Source organism: Paenibacillus sp. CH40, assembly GCF_024213605.1.
GTDB lineage: Bacteria > Bacillota > Bacilli > Paenibacillales > Paenibacillaceae > Paenibacillus > Paenibacillus polymyxa_B.
In genome coordinates, this window is record NZ_JANAVQ010000006.1 from 74,484 (window position 1) to 92,828 (window position 18,345).

Annotated in this window: 15 protein-coding genes; 10 read left to right on the plus strand and 5 right to left on the minus strand. The window is 48.8% G+C overall.

The window, feature by feature from the left end; all coding sequences use genetic code 11:
- The first annotated feature begins 97 nt into the window (after nucleotides 1–97).
- Both NLX73_RS17985 and NLX73_RS17990 read left to right on the plus strand, forming a co-directional pair.
- A complete protein-coding gene (locus NLX73_RS17985) occupies nucleotides 98–3,244 on the plus strand; it encodes an ATP-binding protein (protein WP_254326882.1) in 3,147 nt (1,048 codons plus the stop codon).
- A gap of 156 nt (nucleotides 3,245–3,400) precedes the next feature.
- Nucleotides 3,401–4,552 carry a response regulator gene (locus NLX73_RS17990; protein ID WP_254326883.1) on the plus strand — a complete coding sequence of 384 codons (1,152 nt, stop codon included), beginning with the start codon at nucleotides 3,401–3,403 and terminating at the stop codon, nucleotides 4,550–4,552.
- Between the two features lie 277 nt (nucleotides 4,553–4,829).
- Here NLX73_RS17990 and NLX73_RS17995 read toward each other — a convergent pair whose 3' ends face one another.
- Entirely contained in the window at nucleotides 4,830–6,599 is a 1,770-nt protein-coding gene (locus NLX73_RS17995; protein WP_254326884.1) for an alpha-glycosidase, read from the minus strand.
- A 150-nt stretch (nucleotides 6,600–6,749) separates the two neighbouring features.
- On the opposite strand from NLX73_RS17995, the gene NLX73_RS18000 reads away from it, so the two are divergent.
- The 5 genes from NLX73_RS18000 to NLX73_RS18020 are packed head-to-tail and all read left to right on the plus strand — an operon-like array spanning nucleotide 6,750 to nucleotide 11,272.
- Nucleotides 6,750–7,424, plus strand: coding sequence for a response regulator transcription factor (locus tag NLX73_RS18000; protein ID WP_061831149.1), 675 nt, complete (start codon nucleotides 6,750–6,752; stop codon nucleotides 7,422–7,424).
- A complete protein-coding gene (locus tag NLX73_RS18005) occupies nucleotides 7,424–8,854 on the plus strand; it encodes a HAMP domain-containing sensor histidine kinase (RefSeq protein ID WP_254326885.1) in 1,431 nt (476 codons plus the stop codon). The genes NLX73_RS18000 and NLX73_RS18005 overlap by 1 nt, the downstream gene beginning before the upstream one ends.
- Before the next feature lie 59 nt (nucleotides 8,855–8,913).
- Nucleotides 8,914–9,831, plus strand: coding sequence for an ABC transporter ATP-binding protein (locus tag NLX73_RS18010; RefSeq protein ID WP_103046757.1), 918 nt, complete (start codon nucleotides 8,914–8,916; stop codon nucleotides 9,829–9,831).
- Nucleotides 9,828–10,544 (plus strand): ABC transporter permease, encoded by a 717-nt coding sequence (locus tag NLX73_RS18015; RefSeq protein ID WP_254326886.1) that lies wholly within the window; start codon nucleotides 9,828–9,830, stop codon nucleotides 10,542–10,544. Before NLX73_RS18010 ends, NLX73_RS18015 begins: the two co-directional genes overlap by 4 nt.
- The gene (locus tag NLX73_RS18020) at nucleotides 10,544–11,272 is read left to right on the plus strand and encodes an ABC transporter permease (protein WP_254326887.1); all 729 of its coding nucleotides are present in this window, start codon (nucleotides 10,544–10,546) and stop codon (nucleotides 11,270–11,272) included. The genes NLX73_RS18015 and NLX73_RS18020 overlap by 1 nt, the downstream gene beginning before the upstream one ends.
- Before the next feature lie 71 nt (nucleotides 11,273–11,343).
- On the opposite strand, the gene NLX73_RS18025 is transcribed toward NLX73_RS18020, so the two are convergent.
- Complete coding sequence (locus tag NLX73_RS18025) at nucleotides 11,344–12,300, minus strand: L-lactate dehydrogenase (RefSeq protein WP_023986728.1); 957 nt, start codon at nucleotides 12,298–12,300, stop codon at nucleotides 11,344–11,346.
- A gap of 535 nt (nucleotides 12,301–12,835) precedes the next feature.
- Here NLX73_RS18025 and NLX73_RS18030 point away from each other — a divergent pair.
- The 3 genes from NLX73_RS18030 (at nucleotide 12,836) to NLX73_RS18040 (ending at nucleotide 14,858) form a co-directional block, all read left to right on the plus strand.
- Nucleotides 12,836–13,657 (plus strand): MerR family transcriptional regulator, encoded by an 822-nt coding sequence (locus NLX73_RS18030; RefSeq protein WP_254326888.1) that lies wholly within the window; start codon nucleotides 12,836–12,838, stop codon nucleotides 13,655–13,657.
- Between the two features lie 144 nt (nucleotides 13,658–13,801).
- The gene (locus tag NLX73_RS18035; protein ID WP_254326889.1) at nucleotides 13,802–14,623 is read left to right on the plus strand and encodes a serine/threonine protein kinase; all 822 of its coding nucleotides are present in this window, start codon (nucleotides 13,802–13,804) and stop codon (nucleotides 14,621–14,623) included.
- A 112-nt stretch (nucleotides 14,624–14,735) separates the two neighbouring features.
- Entirely contained in the window at nucleotides 14,736–14,858 is a 123-nt protein-coding gene (locus tag NLX73_RS18040; protein ID WP_231109480.1) for a YjcZ family sporulation protein, read from the plus strand.
- A 179-nt stretch (nucleotides 14,859–15,037) separates the two neighbouring features.
- On the opposite strand, the gene NLX73_RS18045 is transcribed toward NLX73_RS18040, so the two are convergent.
- The 3 genes from NLX73_RS18045 to NLX73_RS18055 all read right to left on the minus strand — a co-directional run bounded on the left by NLX73_RS18045 (nucleotide 15,038) and on the right by NLX73_RS18055 (nucleotide 18,267).
- The gene (locus tag NLX73_RS18045; RefSeq protein ID WP_250259646.1) at nucleotides 15,038–15,223 is read right to left on the minus strand and encodes a hypothetical protein; all 186 of its coding nucleotides are present in this window, start codon (nucleotides 15,221–15,223) and stop codon (nucleotides 15,038–15,040) included.
- A gap of 87 nt (nucleotides 15,224–15,310) precedes the next feature.
- Nucleotides 15,311–16,864 (minus strand): gluconokinase, encoded by a 1,554-nt coding sequence (gene gntK / locus NLX73_RS18050; RefSeq protein ID WP_254326890.1) that lies wholly within the window; start codon nucleotides 16,862–16,864, stop codon nucleotides 15,311–15,313.
- Nucleotides 16,865–16,905: 41 nt separating this feature from the next.
- Entirely contained in the window at nucleotides 16,906–18,267 is a 1,362-nt protein-coding gene (locus tag NLX73_RS18055; RefSeq protein WP_254326891.1) for a GntP family permease, read from the minus strand.
- Nucleotides 18,268–18,345 lie beyond the last annotated feature (78 nt).

The window sequence follows — 18,345 nt, forward strand, 5'->3', positions numbered from 1 at the left end:
GGCGGGCGTCCCTTTTTGCATGGGCAACGCTTCTAATACAGCTGGTTAGAATAACCGATACTAAAAGATAGACGATATTGAAAAGAGCGGGGGATTTATGAAAAAACAGGGGGTTTTATTTTTTATTATACTTCTGCTTGCGGTTGCGTTGCCGGTGTATCCGTTAGTGTCGGGTGTTTTATCCGGAAACAGTCATTGGAAAGCTCACAACGGTGTTATTGATTTGCGTAATTGGGACCCTAAAAAGGAAGGCCCTGTACAGCTGGGAGGGGAGTGGGAATTTTACCCCAATCAGCTTGTGCAACCTTCATCCTTTCATGAAATGCAACAAGATAAGGAGTGGGAAAATCATCAGAGTTCTTCGGGGTTGAGGCTGGAAACGAGTTCTTCTGCCAAGATTGTGGATGTGCCTGGTAAATGGAATCAGTGGATGCCTAAGGGACAGGCGACCGGATATGGAACCTATCATATCCGTGTGCTGTTGCCTGAAAAAGCGGAAAATCTGTACGGCATCTATATGCAAAATATTCGCAGCGCCAGTCAAGTATGGATTGACGGAGAAAACGTGGGAGCAAGTGGTATTCCCTCTGTTTCTGCCGACAAGGGCAAGCAGGGCAATGTTCCCTATGTTGGATTTGCAGCGATAGATGGACATCCGGCTGATATTACCGTGCATGTGGCTAATTATAGCTACTCCTCCGGTGGAATCATTTATCCACTGTTATTTGGGGATTACGAGAGTATTACGCATAGCCGGGAAGTTGCAATGGCAGAGGACACCATACTGATAGCAGGATTTTTTATTCCTACCGTATTTTTTATCATGCTATACCTTTTACGTAAAAAGGAGAAGGCATTGCTTTACTTAGGATGCTTTTGTATCGCGGCTTTATTTTATATTCTGACACATGGAGAAAAGCTGCTGGCTTGGGGAATACCGGACTTACCTTATGAATGGATACTGAAAATACAGTCGTTCTCGTCAACCCTGTTCTACTATTTTCTGATCCGCTATGTTCATCTTTCGACGCAGATTGTTATGAATCGGATCGTGCTGCGCCTCTATAATATTACAACCGCACTGATGCTGGGTATGGGACTATTTTTGCCTACATTGGTACTCTCATCCTTTGAAGCGTTTATTCTTCTTTTTGGTGTAGTCAGTGTGGGATATGTATTACTGATCTTGATTCGTGGGCTTCTTCAACGGACGGATGACGCTGCACTGCTAGTCATTAGTATTATGAGCATTCTTATGATTGTAGTGACTAATTTTGTGTATATTCTGGGCTGGGGAGATGTGCGTGGGGTGACAGCCTATGAAATGCTTATATTCGTATTGGCTCAAACGCTCCTGCTGGCCAAACGTTTTGTACATTCGTTTATGGAGGTTGAGAACCTGTCACGACGGTTGCTAACACTGGATGGGTTAAAAGATGAATTTCTGGCCAATACGTCACATGAACTGCGCACTCCTCTGCATGGAGTAATTAATATCGCTCAATCCATGCTAGACCGCTACGGGACACAATTCAATGAGCCGCAAAAGCACAACTTGGTCTTGATTGCGAATATAGGACGCAGACTTTCGTATTTAATTAACGATATTCTGGATTTTTCTAATTTGAAAAATGGCAGATTAGCCTTAAATCGTCGGCCTGTCAATGTACAGGCAGCTGTGAAGTCCGTGTTGGAGGTATTGGGTCATACAGTGGGTAAGAAAAAGATTCAATTTGTCAAAGAATGGCCCAATTCGTTGCCCAAGGTAGATGCGGATGAGGATCGGCTGATTCAGATTTTGTACAATTTGTTGGGGAATGCGGTGAAATTTACGGAGGAAGGCGAAATCGTTATCTCTGCCAAAGCGGGGAACCGTGAAATGGAAATCAGTGTGAAGGATACCGGGTCCGGTATTGCCCAGGAGCATCTTTCGCATATATTTGAACCTTTTAACCGAGGGGCGAATGCTGAGGATGAAGGATACAGTGGAACAGGGCTTGGATTAGGTATAGTCCGTCGTCTGGTGGAGCTGCATGGTGGTCATATCCGGGTAGAATCTAGATTGGGCAAGGGTTCGACCTTTTATTTTACACTGCCCTTAGCGCAGACCGGAACGTTGGCACATGAAGCTCAAAAAGATGTTTCGTCTGCGGTGATATTGCAGCCTGGTGTGACGTCGGGTCGGAATGTGATTCCGCATGAAGAGGATGCACTGGGTCAAGTTCAGCCTGTTCCTTACAAAGTGCTGGCTGTAGATGATGATGCGGTTAATCTTCGGGTGCTGGAGGAGCTATTATATACCACAGGTTGTAGCGTGGTGGCGGTGGATCATGCCGAGGAGGCACTTCACATGCTGAATGGCCGTTCCCGATTTGACCTAGTCATTACGGATTGGATGATGCCGGAAATGTCCGGTATTGAGCTGTGCCGACGGATACGGGAACGGTATTCCCTGTCCGAGCTACCGGTGTTGCTGCTGACGGCACGCGACCTGCCCGGGGATATCCGCGCAGGTTTTATGGCGGGAGCTAATGATTTTCTACGTAAGCCTGTTGATGCTGAGGAATTAAAGGCGCGTGTGCGCACGCTGTTGAACATGCGTCATTCGGCGGAGGAAGCGGTGCGTTCGGAAATGGCCTTTTTACAGGCACAAATCAAGCCGCATTTTCTGTACAATGCCTTGAATGTCATTGTTTCGACCGTAGCCGTAGACCCGGACAAAGCAGCGGAGCTGCTCATGGAGCTGAGTCAGTATTTGCGGGGCAGTTTTGATTTTCAGAACAGGGAGAATACGGTGCCATTATCCAAGGAGTTGGAATTGGTAGAATCGTATGTGGCACTGGAAAAAGCACGATTTGAAGAACGTTTGCAGGTGACCGTAGAGGTAGGAAGGAACATCCGGTCGCTCATCCCGCCATTAAGCATTCAGCCCATCGTGGAAAATGCGATACGGCATGGTGTGATGCAACGGGCAACAGGTGGAACCGTGCGAGTGGTTGTGCAGGAGGATGGAACCGATTTTGTGGTCAGTGTGACCGATGACGGCGTAGGGATTCCGTCCGAGCGACTGGAACAGCTGCTGTCGGAGGATCATGTATCTTCCAGCGTGGGACTGCGTAATATCCATCGCCGTCTTATCCATATGTATGGAGAAGGATTGCGAATTGAAAGTAATCCTATGCAAGGGACGACGGTAAGCTTCCGTGTGCCGGAAACGACCTCGCCCCGGAATACCGATGAATAAAAAAAGTACAGTGCATTTGTCGGAAAAGCTAAAGTCACGCCCGCAATGATACGATATATAAAATATAAGAAATTAAAAATCGTAAGGATAAAGCAGATAGCATGTAAATAGAGCATCATGATAAATGGTTGCAGCAGGAAGGGAGTACGGACACAAATGAAGGCGATTTTGATTGATGATGAGAGGTCGGCATTAACCTACTTGGAACGGTTACTGGAGGCGGACGGACGGTTAACGGTAATGGGCAAATATACGTCTGCACAAGCGGGGCTGGATCATCTGGCGGCAGAACGTGCGGATATTGTTTTTATAGATATCGGAATGCCAGAGATGAATGGTCTGGAGGCCGCCGAGTGGATTCAACAGCTAGATTCCCATATTCATATCGTCTTTGTGACCGCGTACTCGGAATATGCTATTGAAGCGTTCGAGCTGCAAGCACTGGATTACTTGTTAAAGCCCGTTCATGCCCGGCGGCTATCCAAAACGTTAGATCGGATTGCAGCCACGCTGGCTGATCCCCGTTCTTCTAGTTTGGGAGCTTCAGCAGAGCAATCCCCCAAGGTACGTTGTTTTCAAAAACTTGAAATTTTGGAGGATGGACAGGAAGCCGTAGGTGCGAAACCCTTCAAATGGCGCACATTAAAGTCACAGGAGCTATTTTCCTTCTTATTACACCATGAAGGGGAATGGGTGAGCAAAGAACAATTGCTGGATGCGCTGTGGCCTGAATATCATTTGGACAAGGCTGTTGTTCACCTGCACACGTCCATTTACCAAATCCGCAAGGCGTTGAAAGAACGGATGCAAGATACGAAGCTGGAATATAATCTGGATCGCTACCGCTTGAACCGCAATGGCTGGATTACAGATGTGGAGCTATTCGAGCGGGGAATATCCGAATGGGCTGCATCCGGTAGCGGCGGTAAGCCGCGTATTGAGAGCCTGTTGGCACTATACCGTGGCAACTATCTGGAGGAGCACGATTACCCGTGGGCATATGCAAAAAGGGAGAAGCTGCGCAATATGTATCTGGCATGTGCTTCTGAGCTGGCGCGAGAAGAGCTTCGCTCAGGTCGTACTCGGCAGTCTGTTCAGCGCTTGCTCAGCCTACAGCAACGGGAGCCGTACTCAGACGATATCTGTGGTCTGCTGCTGACCGCCTATGCCCAACTGAGCGATTATACCGCTGCGCAGAAGCATTATGAAAGCTTCGTCCGTATACTGGAAGATGAGTTGGGTATTGAGCCGCAGCAGGTGACGCACCAGTTGTACGTGCAATTGAAAACACAGACGCTACCCGCGTAAACTGCTGTACTGGCTCAGGTAGCACCTTCTTCAGCTCAGACAGGACAAGGCGGTAACCCCATTTCGATCAATGCTTCGGATGTTGGGGTAGTAAGAACAGATGTTAAAAACAAATAATAGACAATAGAAGCTCATATTCAACGTAAAAAGACCACCGGGAACAAGTTAACTATCTTGTTCCTGGTGGTTTTGCTTTTTTGCCGTTATTCGGCAGGTAACTTCATCAGCATCCGCCTATATAGGCGGATGCCTTGCTTCCCGTCTTGACATCGTCCTCTTAAGCAGGTTTTACTGACCGAGCAGGCGCTGCCTTCAATACAGCGTATCCGTAGGGTGGAAGCTTGGTAAGCAGCCCCTTCTCTCTAACGGACCACTGGCTTTCGCCAAAGGCTAATTGCCATTCCTGCTCAGGAATATCCAGTTCAAAAACGTGATCCTCATCGGAACGGTTGAGCAGCACGAGCAGCACCTCTTCCTCGCTGCGGCGCTCGTAGGCAAGTGAGGTGCCCTCTGGCTGTGCCTCCAAAAAGGTGATGCTTCCCTGATCACGGAGGACCGGGTGCCCCTTACGAAGCGCAATTAGCTCACGGTAAAAGTCGAACAACTCGCGGTCCTGTTTGTCGGTGTCCCACTCCATACATTTGCGGCAGCCTGGATCGGCATCTCCATCCAGGCCGATCTCATCGCCGTAATAGATGCAGGGTGCGCCCATGTACGTAAACTGGAACAGGGCGGCCAGTCGCATCAGCCGCTTGTCATCCCCGCACAGTGTCAGCAGGCGCGGTGTGTCGTGGCTATCCAGCAGATTGAAGGCAACCTCGGATGCTTGCTGTGGATAGCGGGCCAGCTGTCTTCCGATGGCGAAGGCAAAGCTTTGAGCATCGGTCACTTTTTTGACGAAAAAATCATTCACCGCGTAGGTGAACGGATAATTCATCGTCGCATCGAACTGATCCCCCTGAAGCCACTCAGATGATTCATTCCACATTTCACCCAAAATGTACGCATCTGGATTGGCCTGCTTGACCGTAGTGCGGAATTCCCGCCAAAAGGCGTGATCCACCTCGTCTGCCACATCCAACCGCCAACCATCGATACCGATTTCTTCGATCCAATGCTTTGCTACATCCAGCAGGTACTTTTTCACCTCAGGATGTTCGGTGTTCAGCTTGGGCATCATCGGTTCCAGCCCGAATGTATCATACGTCGGTGTGCCATCCACCACTTCCAGGGGAAAGCTATGTACATGGAACCAGTCCTTGTAAGGCGAGGCTTCGCCTTTTTCTTGCACGTCAACGAACGGTTTAAACGTACGCCCTGAATGGTTGAACACCGCATCAAGCAGCACCCGAATTCCTCGGTCGTGGCAGGCATCGACCAGTTTTTTTAATGTTTTTTTGTCCCCAAAATGGGGGTCCACCTCCATATAATCCTCTGTATCGTATTTATGATTGGTCGTCGCCTTGAACACAGGAGTCATATATATGGCGTTAATCCCTAGCTCGTTCAGGTGATCCAGGTGATCCAGAATCCCCTGAAGATCACCACCGAAAAAATTGTCTCTTTGTGGTGTTCCGCCCCATGTCTCTGCACCTTCTGGGCTGATAGAGGGGTCACCGTTCGCAAAACGTTCCGGGAAAATCTGATAAAATACAGCATCCTTCACCCATGCAGGTGGCTTCAGAATATCAATCGGGTTCAAAAACGGATATTGGAACAGTTTATCTGCATTTTGGGGTTCCTGGGTGGTGAAGTCGTCCTCGTTCATCCAAATACGTTCCTCACCGTCTTCTAGCAAAAATCCATATTTCAGCCGACGGTGAGTAGGTTTTACGCTGCATTCATAGTAATCAAACCTGCTATCGGTAGCGAATTTGGACATCGGGACAAGCTGTCGAGTACGGTCCCAATCGTATTTATCTCCGGTGAGAGCATGAACGGTATTTAGGTCATTTTTCTTCGCACGTAGCCGTAGAAATATCGTTTCATCATTGTAACCAAAAGCCCAATTACGTTTCGGGTGATGGTATATCGCTTCCAGCAGCATCGGGTAGTCCTCCTTTTTTACGAGCAATCAAATTTGAAAATGTGAAGCGTATGTCGTATAAGGTAGTTATTAACCTTTTTAAGTGGGTTATGTACCATAAATGCTATAATGCCCATTACATAAAAGAAAAACGATAAGTAGGTGTCTATTATGAAAACAAATGTGCTATACATCGAAGATGACCAGGATATTGGTGCTTGGACGCATCAGTATTTGGAAGAGCGGAATTACGCTGTAACCTGGCTTCGCAGCGGGGATGGGGCTGTGGAAGCAGCCCGTACGTGCCAACTCGTGATTTTGGATGTGATGTTACCCGGTCTGGATGGATTCACCATGGGGAAGCGGCTCAAGAAAGAGTACCCGGAGCTTCCCATTCTCATGTTGTCTGCCCGTACATCCATTGACGATAAGCTGCAAGGACTGGATTTCGCCGACGATTATGTAACCAAACCCTTTCACCCGGACGAGCTCATAGCACGTATAGAGATTTTGCTGCGCCGATCGGGAACCGTGCCCGAAGAATCTTTACAACTGGGGCATCTCTCTGTGTTCTCTCCTGATAACCGTATTGTGAACCGTGATACCGGGGAGGAAATTACACTGACAGGCAAGCAATATCACATTTTTGCTTATTTGCTGCGGCATTTGGGCCAAATTATGACGAAAGAGCAAATGTATGAAGCGGTGTGGGGAGATCCATATATCGACGGAGACAAAACTTTAATGGTCCATATCCGACACCTTCGAGAAAAGCTGGAGATCGATCCTGCGGCACCCCGCATCATTGAGACGATCCGTGGTGTAGGATATCGGGTGAAAGCATAATGAGCAGGACGCGCAAAAATTGGAGGAGGCTGCACCCCAGCTCTAGGCCGGGTCAGGGAGGTCGGTTTCGCAGTTCACTGTTGTTCCGTTATCTGGTCATTATTGTGGTTGCTATGATGCTATTGCCCATTGTGTTGCCTGCTACAGCCTTGATATATAGCGTGTTATTGAATTGGGGGGCGGAGCTCAAGCCTAAAAACGCTTACTATCCCTCTACTACCCATACCGAAAATAGCTGGCATCGCGAAGCTGTAGCTTTGAAGGGAGCCACACCAGAGCAAATCTCAGCCCATCTGCGCAAAATACAACAAGATATGTTCCCTAACTCACAAATATTTTGGGTGGATACCGCAGGTAAAACAAGGTTGGAGTTACCGACACAACCTAACATGCCAAAACAATGGAACGCTGCGCAGGCTATAGCTTTTATGAAGCAAGCAAGCTATGAGGGGCCGTTTACGGTAGTAGCCTTTATTGGCGGGGGCAAGAATGATGTAAATCAGGGCTATATGGTGTTAAAAGTGCCCCGTTCGTTCTTTGAACAGCCACCTACAGATAGCAGCATGTTCATGTACTATCTCTTTTTTATCGTATTGGTTTTGGGCGCTTTTATATTCGTATCTCTTCTGTTTTTTGGAGGCATTCGGCGTAGACTCTTGCAGCTTCAGGCCGCCATGTCGCAGCGAGGAGAGGATGGCTTGCCTATTCTTGTTACCACTGGACGCCCGGATGAAATCGGCAAGCTGGAAGAAGCATTTAATCAGATGGTTGAGCAGTTGGCAGAAAGTCGGGGACGTGAGCGTCAAGAGGAAGAGCTGCGGAAGAGACTGGTCGCGGATCTGTCACACGATATTCGGACGCCGCTTACGGTCGTGCGTAGCCATCTGTATACACTAGATAGTGAAAATCTGAGCAGCAGAGGGAAACAGTCGATTACACTGATGGAAAACAAGCTAAAAGACCTTGGGAGTCTGATCGACAATCTGCTCACCTATAATCTGCTAGCTAGTGGGAAATACACTATGAATAACACACCGCGTGATATCCTGCGGCTAGTGCGGGAGTGCGTAGCCAGCTGGTATCCGGTGTGGGAAAAGGAGGGTTTTGAAGTGGATATCGACCTGCCCGAACATAGTATGGTGTGGAATGTCGATGAGCAAGGCTTCCGCCGTCTGCTGGATAATCTTTTTCAAAATGTAGTTCGCCATGCTGCCGCAGGCCGATATATCGGTGTTCAAGTACAGAAAGATAATGGGACAGAGGCATTGATTATCACAGATAAAGGGCCCGGTATGGAGCAACAGTCCAGTGAAAAAGGGGCCGGGATTGGTTTGGCGATTACAGAACTGCTGGCTCGCGAAATGAATTTGGAGAGGGAGATTATCAGTTCATCAGCCGGGACCCGAATCCGTTTTTTAAACAAAACTTAAACTCAGAGTTCCCTTGGCTTTAAACTTGGCACGTTACGATAGGTGTCGAGGTGAGGAACTTGAACGAATACATTATTGAAACGAACAGTCTCAGCAAAATATACAAAGGCCGCGCGGCGGTTAATCAGCTGGACCTGAAAATAGCTCGGGGAGATATTTACGGATTTCTGGGTCCAAATGGAGCGGGGAAAACGACAACAATCCGCATGCTGCTTGGACTTATTCGCCCAACTCGAGGAACGATCCGTATATTCGGCAAAGATATTCGCAGACATAAGCTCGATATTTTGCGTAAAGTCGGCTCGTTGGTGGAGTATCCTTCGTATTATGGTCATTTGAACGCAATTGAAAATCTGGAGGCCATTCGCCGTATTTTGAATGTACCCAAGCAAAACATTGCGGAAGTGTTAGAGGTCGTCCGACTGACCAAGCATGCCAAACGCCCAGTCAAAGGCTACTCGCTGGGCATGAAGCAGAGACTGGGTATTGCAGCAGCCCTGCTTGGGAATCCCGAAGTGCTCATTTTGGATGAGCCTACGAATGGTTTGGACCCGGAGGGTATTCAGGAAATGCGCACATTGATTCAGGCGATGCCCAAGCAACGGGGGATCACCGTACTGGTGTCCAGCCATCTGTTGAGCGAGGTAGAGCATATGGCGAATACCGTGGGTATTATCCGTGAAGGAGAGTTGGTCTTTCAAAACACGATTCACAATCTCCGTCAGGAATCTGCAGGCGGGATTCGGATCGTAGTGTCGGAACCGGAAGCAGCCCAGTTGATTGCGCGTGAGCAGGGCTACCATTCAGTGAAGGACGGATCGGCACTGGATTTCGAGAACATGAATGATGCGGCTGTTGCGCTGCTGGTCAGAAGATTGGTCGAAAATACGCATGCCGTATACCGTGTGGAGGAACGCCGCAAATCGCTGGAAGATATGTTCATGCAGGTAGTGGGCAAAGGAGGGGCTTCCTTATGATGCTGCGAGCGCTCACGGCGGATCTGCTCAAAGCACGCAGAAAGGGAATCTGGTTCTTGGTGTTTCTCGGTCCCCTAGGGCTGGTAGCGATGCAGGGACTGAACTTTGGACTCCGCTATGACTATCTGATTCCGCGATACAAGGGGCGTTTATGGGAAGGCTTGATGGATAACATCGCTATTTTTGTCCCCCTTGCGCTGGTATTAGGAGCTACGATGGTCGCTTCCATGCTGGCGAATGTGGAACATTCGTCTAACTCTTGGAAGCAGCTGCTGGCTTTGCCTATTTCCAAATTTAGTGTTTATATGGCCAAGCTGACGCTAGCGATCGGGATGCTGTGCGTATCCTGTCTACTCCTGACGGTAGGGACTTGGGTGTTGGGAATGATTCTTGGCTTTGGGGGAGAGCCTGCACCCGTAGGGGAACTGCTACGACTCGGGTTTTGGCCCTTGGGCGGGACGCTGCCTATGCTCGTATTATTGTTGTGGTTAACGGTCACGTTCCATAATCAGGCGCTGCCTGTAACACTGGGCATTACGTTAGGCATCGGCAGCTTGTTTGCTTCACAGCTGTCCGAATGGTTTCCGTTGGCCTGGCCTCAATTCGCATGGGTTGCACCTCAAGCATGGATGTTTGCGTCCGTCGGGTGCGGAACGGGCATGCTTCTCAGTCTGCTGACAGCGGCCCATTTTAGCCGAAAGGATGTGGCGTAATGTTCGGAGGATATGTACGGCTGCTTTCTGTTGAACGTATGAAAATGGCCAAATCGCCCGTCTGGCTGCTTGCGTTCGTCAGCCCGGCGATTGCCGTCTTGATTGGCTTGCTGGCGAATCCGGGAGGGAACTGGCTGTTGCTGTTGACTGCCATGCTTACATTACATGCCATGCTGTTCATGCCGATGCTGACCGCCGTATTTGGATCTCTAGTCTGCCGATTCGAGCATGGGGGCGGCGGTTGGAAGCAACTCATGTCATTGCCATTGTCCCGCACCAGTCTGTATGCAGCCAAGTTGACCATCATTATGGCCTTGGTCGGATTGACCCAGCTACTGTTCGGAGGAGCGCTGCTGGGTGTCGGAGCTGTGCAGGACATGAACGGACCAATCCCTTGGGCCGTGATCGCTCAAAGTTTGCTCGCAGGCTGGGTAGCCTGCCTGCCGCTGGCTGCGTTGCAGTTGATGGTGTCCTTCTTGTGGTCCAGCTTTGCCGCACCGCTTGCGTTGAATTTCGTCTTCACCGTGCCGAATATTCTGGTCGCCAATTCTCAAACCTACGGTCCGTACTATCCATGGACACAGCCTTTATTGGCGATGATGCCGAGTGGAAGAGACAACTTCGGGGCGTTCATGGTGCCAACTGACACACTGTTGACGGTTATAATAGGTAGCTTTGTCGTATTTACGTTGGCGGGACTGACAGTATTTCGTTATAAAGAGATATAGGGCGAAATACGGGGACTGCAAAAACTCCTTATCCTCAATGAGGGTAAGGAGTTTTTTACTGTGCTATTGGTTTACACTAAGCCTGAAATGGCACGGATATTATTGCTGATAAGGTGGCAAGAGGCGTCGAACTTCGCTTGTTCTTCCGGACTTAGCTCCAGCTCGATGACCTCTTGGATTCCTCTGCTGCCGATAATCGCCGGAACGCCCGTGCAGACATCGGTGTGCCCGTACTCGCCGTCCAATACAGCAGAGACCGCTATAATTTTACCATCATCATTTAAAATGGAACGAGTAATGTACGCCAGCGCATTGGCAATACCAAAATAAGTGGCCCCTTTGCGGGTGAAGATCTCCCAGCCTGCATCCCGAGTTTTACGGGCAATGTCGTCCAAATCGACGTGGCTGAATCGTTCCTTATGCTGACGCAAAATGTGCAAGAGCGGCTTGCCGCCAATCGTGACGTGTGACCAGGCAACGAATTGGGATTCGCCATGCTCGCCAAGCGCATATCCTTGTACGCTACGCGGATCTATGGAAAATACTTCAGAAAGCAACGTCTTGAGTCGGGATGAGTCAATGGAGGTGCCCGTGCCGATCACCTTGTTGCGCGGCAGACCGGATATACTTTGTACCATATACGTTACAATGTCGACAGGATTAGCGGCAATGACGAATATACCATCGAAGCCACCCTCCATAATCGCTGTTACAATCTCTCTGGTAATAAGCACTGCGTCGTCCAGCACAGATAGGCGGTCTTGACCCGGTTTAGGGTTGGCTCCAGCCGTTATAATCACAACGTCCATATCCGTGCAGTCTGCATACGTGCCGGCACGCACCTTGGTACGTGTGGACGTAAAATCCATACAATGGGACAGATCCAGTGCATGGGCCAAAGCCCGATCATACGTGCGGTCAATCATCATGATCTCATCACAAATGGACTGATTAACCATTGAGTAGGCACAGCTCGAACCGACCATTCCCGCGCCGACAATAGCTACTTTCCTTGCCTTCCCCTTCATCTATGTTGCCTCCTCGTTCCAGCGAACGTTAATATGCTACAAATTATGCCTGAAATACATTTTACGTTACATAACATAACATATTGCTGATCTTTTGAAAATATCCATTTTTTTGTCTCCATTCCGGGAAATTAAAAAATGACTGTGAATAGAGGTGTTTTTTAGGATTAATTATAGAATGAACGTGAATTATCAATACTTTTACTGGAAGATAGGAGAGCATATTTCAATTTATTTTTAAGGTGACTTCTGTGTAAATTATAACCTGAACTATATTGATGGAAGGAATAGTGCCATGAAAATAATGAAAGTATGACATTTATGTGACGTTCTTTAAAGAGTTTCAAGGACATACAGAACGGAAGTGTGCTCTGCAATGTCGTTTCTTGTATATCTACAAATATTCCGTTATGACAAAGGTTCTTAGCAGTCTGCAATATTAGAACATTTTTGCCAAAGGGTTTCCAATGGATTTCGCGAATTCTACATATACAAGCTTATTTCTTTCCATACCATCCGGGGAGGTAATGATTAAATGGAAGAAAGCAAATCGACGACGGAAGCAGCAAAACAGTTGGGAATCGGGGCGAGTACCCTTCGTAAATATGCAGCGGCGCTGGAGGAGCAGGGGTATGTGTTTCAGCGTTCGGCGAATCAATCGAGGATGTTCAGTGCTGAGGATGTTGAGTGCTTGAAGGTGATGCGGAGGGCGTTGCGTGAGCAGCATATGACGATGGAGCAGGCGGTTCAGGTGGTGCTTGAGAGAGTGACCGCTCCCTTTCAAATGGAGGATGAAGAATTCCGCTTGCCACCCATCTCGGATGCTGAGTCACTAACCGCAACCTGGGAAGAAATAATGGCGGCGGCTGAGGGCAGGGATGAGACGGTCATACAGGCGCAAGCAGCTGCTACGGTAGAACTGACAGAGTTACAGGATGAAATGAATGCTCAGGAACTGTCAGAGGAACCCATGCAGCTACAGGCGCAGGAAGAGTTACAGACTTTGGAACCAACCATTGAGTATAGATTGGAGCAAGCACCTGTATCCGTGCAAACAAAGGAGTCTATAGAGCCGCAAGAACTGGCGCAGATGCAGGACATGGTGCAAACTGCATTGTTGGAAATGCGGAGCCGTTTGGAGGAGCTGGAAGCAGAGCACAGCCGTTTGGTGGAAAAGAATATCAGCCTGTCTAACCAACTGGAGGATCAAAAACGCTGGATGAAAGAAAAGGTTGACGAGGAACGAGATCGGCAGCTAATTACTAATTTGCGTACCTACCAGGGCAGGCAACGCAAATCGCGCGGTTCGTTGTTGTCCTGGCTTGGTCTGACACCGCGCAGACGCAGAGAGGCATAACCAGCATCTTTTCTGATAAAGACCATCAGACCTTCCCGGTTCTGATGGTCTTTTATCGTGGATGGTATAATAACGGAATACAAGAATACGAGAACAAGCCGTATAAGAAACGTTGCTGCGGCATGTAGAGGAAAGGATATAAATATGTTTGCTTGGTTGCGAAACGCATATGAATCATGGATGGATTATCCGAAACAGCCTGGCGATTTACTGAGCGGACGTTATGATGTTCGTTCGCTTTTAGGCATGGGGAGCTATGGTCTAACCTACCTCTGTCTGGATCGGCACAGCGGACAAGAGGTGGCAGTGAAAATGCCCAGACCGAGCAAACGGGCGAAGGCAGTTCAGCTATTGCAGCGCGAGGCTCATATTATGCGGCAGATGGAACACCCCTATATTCCGAAGCTGCTCGAAATTGTCGAACATTCGAACGGAATAGTTGTGGTTATGGAATACATCTCCGGCATGACGTTGGAGGAGCTTATATTTGAACAGGAGCGTTCCTTTACGGAACAGGAATGCATTGTCTACATTTTGGAGTTAATGGAGCGAGTTCTGCATGTGCATGAACGGGGCTATATCCATCGGGATATCCGCATTCCTAATGTGATTCACCGTGAGGGGAAGCCCTACCTGATCGACTTTGGTCTTGCTCTGGCGGTAGGAGAGCGACAGGAGGATATATTTACCGAATCCATGCTGGAAAAGCGCGCACCCGAGCGACAAGATGTCGCCGTCTACAGCGATTTGTACGATGTCGGACATTTAATGCTTTTTATGCTGTATAGCAGTTACGAGCCTCAGCCGGATCAACCGCCAGCAAGCTGGCAGGAAGAATTGAAGCTGAGTTCACCTGTGCGTCATATGCTGGAGCGTCTTTTTCAGATTCGGCCACGTTATGAGAATAGCCGACAGTTTATGCAAGAGCTGGAGGAAGCATTGTTGCTGCTTGAGGTTAACCCATAACGTCCCTAAAAATAAACAGGCATTCGCCGCAAAAATGGGGGAATGCCCCCCTTACGCATTTGACCATGTCTACATACAATGATCCTGTAAATGAGCGAAGGGAGTGTTGTAAATGAGTCATATGTGTGGAGTAGGCGGCGGTATGGGTTGCGGTGTAGGAGCATGGACCTCTGTAGGAGCGATTCTGGTTCTGTTTATTTTGCTGGTGATCATCTCTAAAACCCTGTTTCTGTAATTTCGGTCTTGGCCGATTTCCTGTAAAATGCACAGATGTTGCCCTGCATAACGAAGGGCGCACAACAATAAAGCGAAGGCCCTTGAGATAAGAAGGGTCTTCGCTTTATAGGGTTTGAAGGAGCCTGTGGCATGCTTCTTGTGTTACGCTCTATTCCGTCGCTACTTCTTGTTGTTTGGCTAAGAACTGGAGTAATGACGGCGTTTATCCTTGTAATAGTGGTGTCCATTGTGACTATTCTTGTAACCGTCTGAAGAAGAATGGCGTTTACGTTCACGTTCATAATAACGGTCTGAGCTGCTGTATCGCCGCTTATGAGAATGAGAGGTGGAATGAAGCAGGCGGTGCAGTAATTGTTTGAGCATCGTCTAATCCTCCTTCTTACCCTGCCCAACTGACATAGACAGGTTTTTATAAAACGGTAATACGCAGCAGCGTTAGAACAGGTTCCACTAATTTAAAGATTGTAGGGACTTGGCCTGAAATTCCGCAATATCCTTGAATTCTTCTTCGAATTTACGTGAAATGCGGATATAAATCGGCAGTAAATCACGATAAATATCCACGTGTTCTGCTACAGGTTTGTGCTGGTGAGTGGTACCGATCATACCGGAGACAGCATCCAGCGAGTCAATCCGTCCCAGTGCGTACAAGCCCAGAATAGCTGCGCCCAGACATGAGCTTTCCAGACTTTCGGGGATAATGACCTCCTGATCGAAAATATCCGCCATAAGCTGTCTCCATAGCTCCGAGCGTGCAAATCCACCAGTGGCGTGAATGACTGACGGTCTGTCGATGACTTCTTCCATGGCGAGCATGACGGTATACAAATTGAACAGCACACCCTCCAGAGCGGCGCGAATCATATGCTCTTTTTTGTGACGCAGGGACAGACCGAAGAAGGAGCCGCGAGCATTCGGGTCCCACAGGGGCGCACGTTCACCGGATAAGTATGGAAGAAAGAGCAGACCGTCGGAGCCAGGACGTACCTGTTCCGCAATTTGGGTCAGCACATGATATGGATCAAGTCCCAGTCGCTTGGCCGTTTCCACCTCGGAGGCTGCAAATTCATCCCGGATCCAGCGGAAGACTATACCTCCGTTGTTTACCGGGCCGCCGATGACCCACAGCTTTTCCGTCAAGGCGTAACAGAAAAAGCGCCCTTTGGCATCCGTGAGCGGCTTATCAACTACGGTACGGATGGCTCCGCTGGTGCCGATGGTAACAGCGACAACTCCAGGTTTGATCGCATTCACACCGAGGTTGGACAAGACACCGTCGCTGGCCCCGATCACAAAAGGAGTCGTCTTCAGTAGGCCCATGTCATGCGCATAGGTCTCATCCAGCCCTTTGAGCACATGAGTTGTTGGCACCAGCTCGGATAGCTGCTCCTTCGTCACACCTGCAAGGTGCAGCGCTTCCTCGTCCCAATCCAGCTGCTGCAAATTCATGAGTCCGGTAGCGGAGGCAATCGAGTGATCCACGACATATTGGTGGAACAACCGGGCAAAGATGTACTCCTTAATGGAAATGAATTTATACGTTTGGGTCGCAACATCCGGTAAATCCCGCGTAATCCACATTAGTTTCGTTAGCGGTGACATGGGATGGATGGGCGTTCCGGTGCGTAAGTAAATATCGTGTCCGTTGTATTCATGTTTGAGTGCTTCGGCCCATTTGGCGCTACGGTTATCTGCCCAAGTGATGGAGGCGGTCAGCGGTTTGCCGTTCTTATCCACCGCCAGTACACTGTGCATGGCCGAACTGAAGGAGACGAACAGCACATGCTCGGCTGACACTCCGCTTTTTTTCATGACCTCTTGCACCGTCGTCATGACAGCTTTGAAAATATCTTCCGGGTCCTGTTCTGCCGCATCCGGCTCAGGTGTATGGAGCGGATAGCCCACATGGTGCTGGGCGGCAATATTGCCGTTTTCTTCGAAAAGCACCGCTTTGGTACTGGTCGTACCGATATCGACGCCGATCATATATCGGGTGTCTGTCATATTCAATCTCCCCTTCACTTACCGTTATTAGCTCATTATCGTTAAATTAACACACTCAGCAGCATAATCAAACCGAAAGCGACCAGGGAGAGGATGGTTTCCATAACAGTCCATGATTTTAGAGTCTGCGGAACCGTCATATTGAAAAACTCTTTAATCATCCAAAAACCGGCGTCATTCACATGAGACAAGATCAGCGACCCTGCTCCTGTAGCAAGGACGACCAGTTCGACATTCGCTCCGGGTGTAAGTGCCAGTACAGGTGCGACAATACCGGAGCCTGTCGTCATCGCGACTGTCGCTGATCCAGTGGCTACACGAATGAGCGCAGCGACCAGAAAAGCAAATACAATCACATTCATATGGGCTCCTGTAGCGACTGCTGCAATGGCCTGACCTACACCGCTGTCGATCAATACCGTTTTAAATGCACCGCCGCTCCCGATAATTAAGATAATAGAGGCTGTTGGTGCCAGACATTCACTGGTAAAACGGGACAAATCCTCTTTCTTTAGACCACGTGCATAGCCTAGCGAGAAAAAAGAAAACACGGCTGCAATCAGCAATGCCATAACCTCATCACCAATGAATTTGAAAAATACAGTGAGCGGATGTGTATTGACCGGGTCTACGATTTCAGCGACTGATCCACTAAGCATTAGAATAACAGGTAATAAAATGGTGAACAGAGTAATCCAAAAAGGAGGCAGCGACCGTCCCGTCGTATTTCTGAACTGCTCGTCCAGCCTCTCGGAAGGTCTGACCATGATTCTTTTGCCAATCCAAGCACCGAAGACCGGGCCTGCAATAATGGCGGATGGGATGCCCACGATGAGTGCATATCCTATCGTGCGTCCAATATTGGCGTTAAAGGCTTCAATCGCGATCATCGGAGCCGGGTGGGGTGGCAAAAGGCCGTGTACCGTCGATAGTCCTGCCAGCATCGGAATACCGATTTTCAGCAGAGACATATTCATTTTGCGGGCAACCGTGAACAGAATGGGAATTAATAAAATAATACCAACCTCAAAAAATACGGGAATACCCACGATAAAGCCTACAATCATCATCGCCCAATGAACGCGTTTTTCACCAAAACGATCCATCAGTGTGGTCGCGATGCGTTCGGCACCGCCGGATTCTGCCATCATTTTACCGAGCATGGTGCCTAAACCGATCACGATGGCGATGGAGCCGAGCGTACTGCCGAGCCCCTTGGTGATGGAGGCAGTAACTTCATGTCCCGGCATCCCGTTAACCAGTCCGAGAAATACCGACGAAAGCAGCAGTGAAACGAAGGGATTCCATTTGAATTTGGCAATCAGCAAAATCAAAAGAATGACGGTAACTAGCGCCCATATGAGCAGGGACGCGTTATGACTCAAGCCGAGTAATGTGTTCATGAAGTAATGCCTCCTTATTCATATAATGTAGCTAAATGTATACTTGTCGACAACTTTAATGTAAAAGAGAACCGCGCC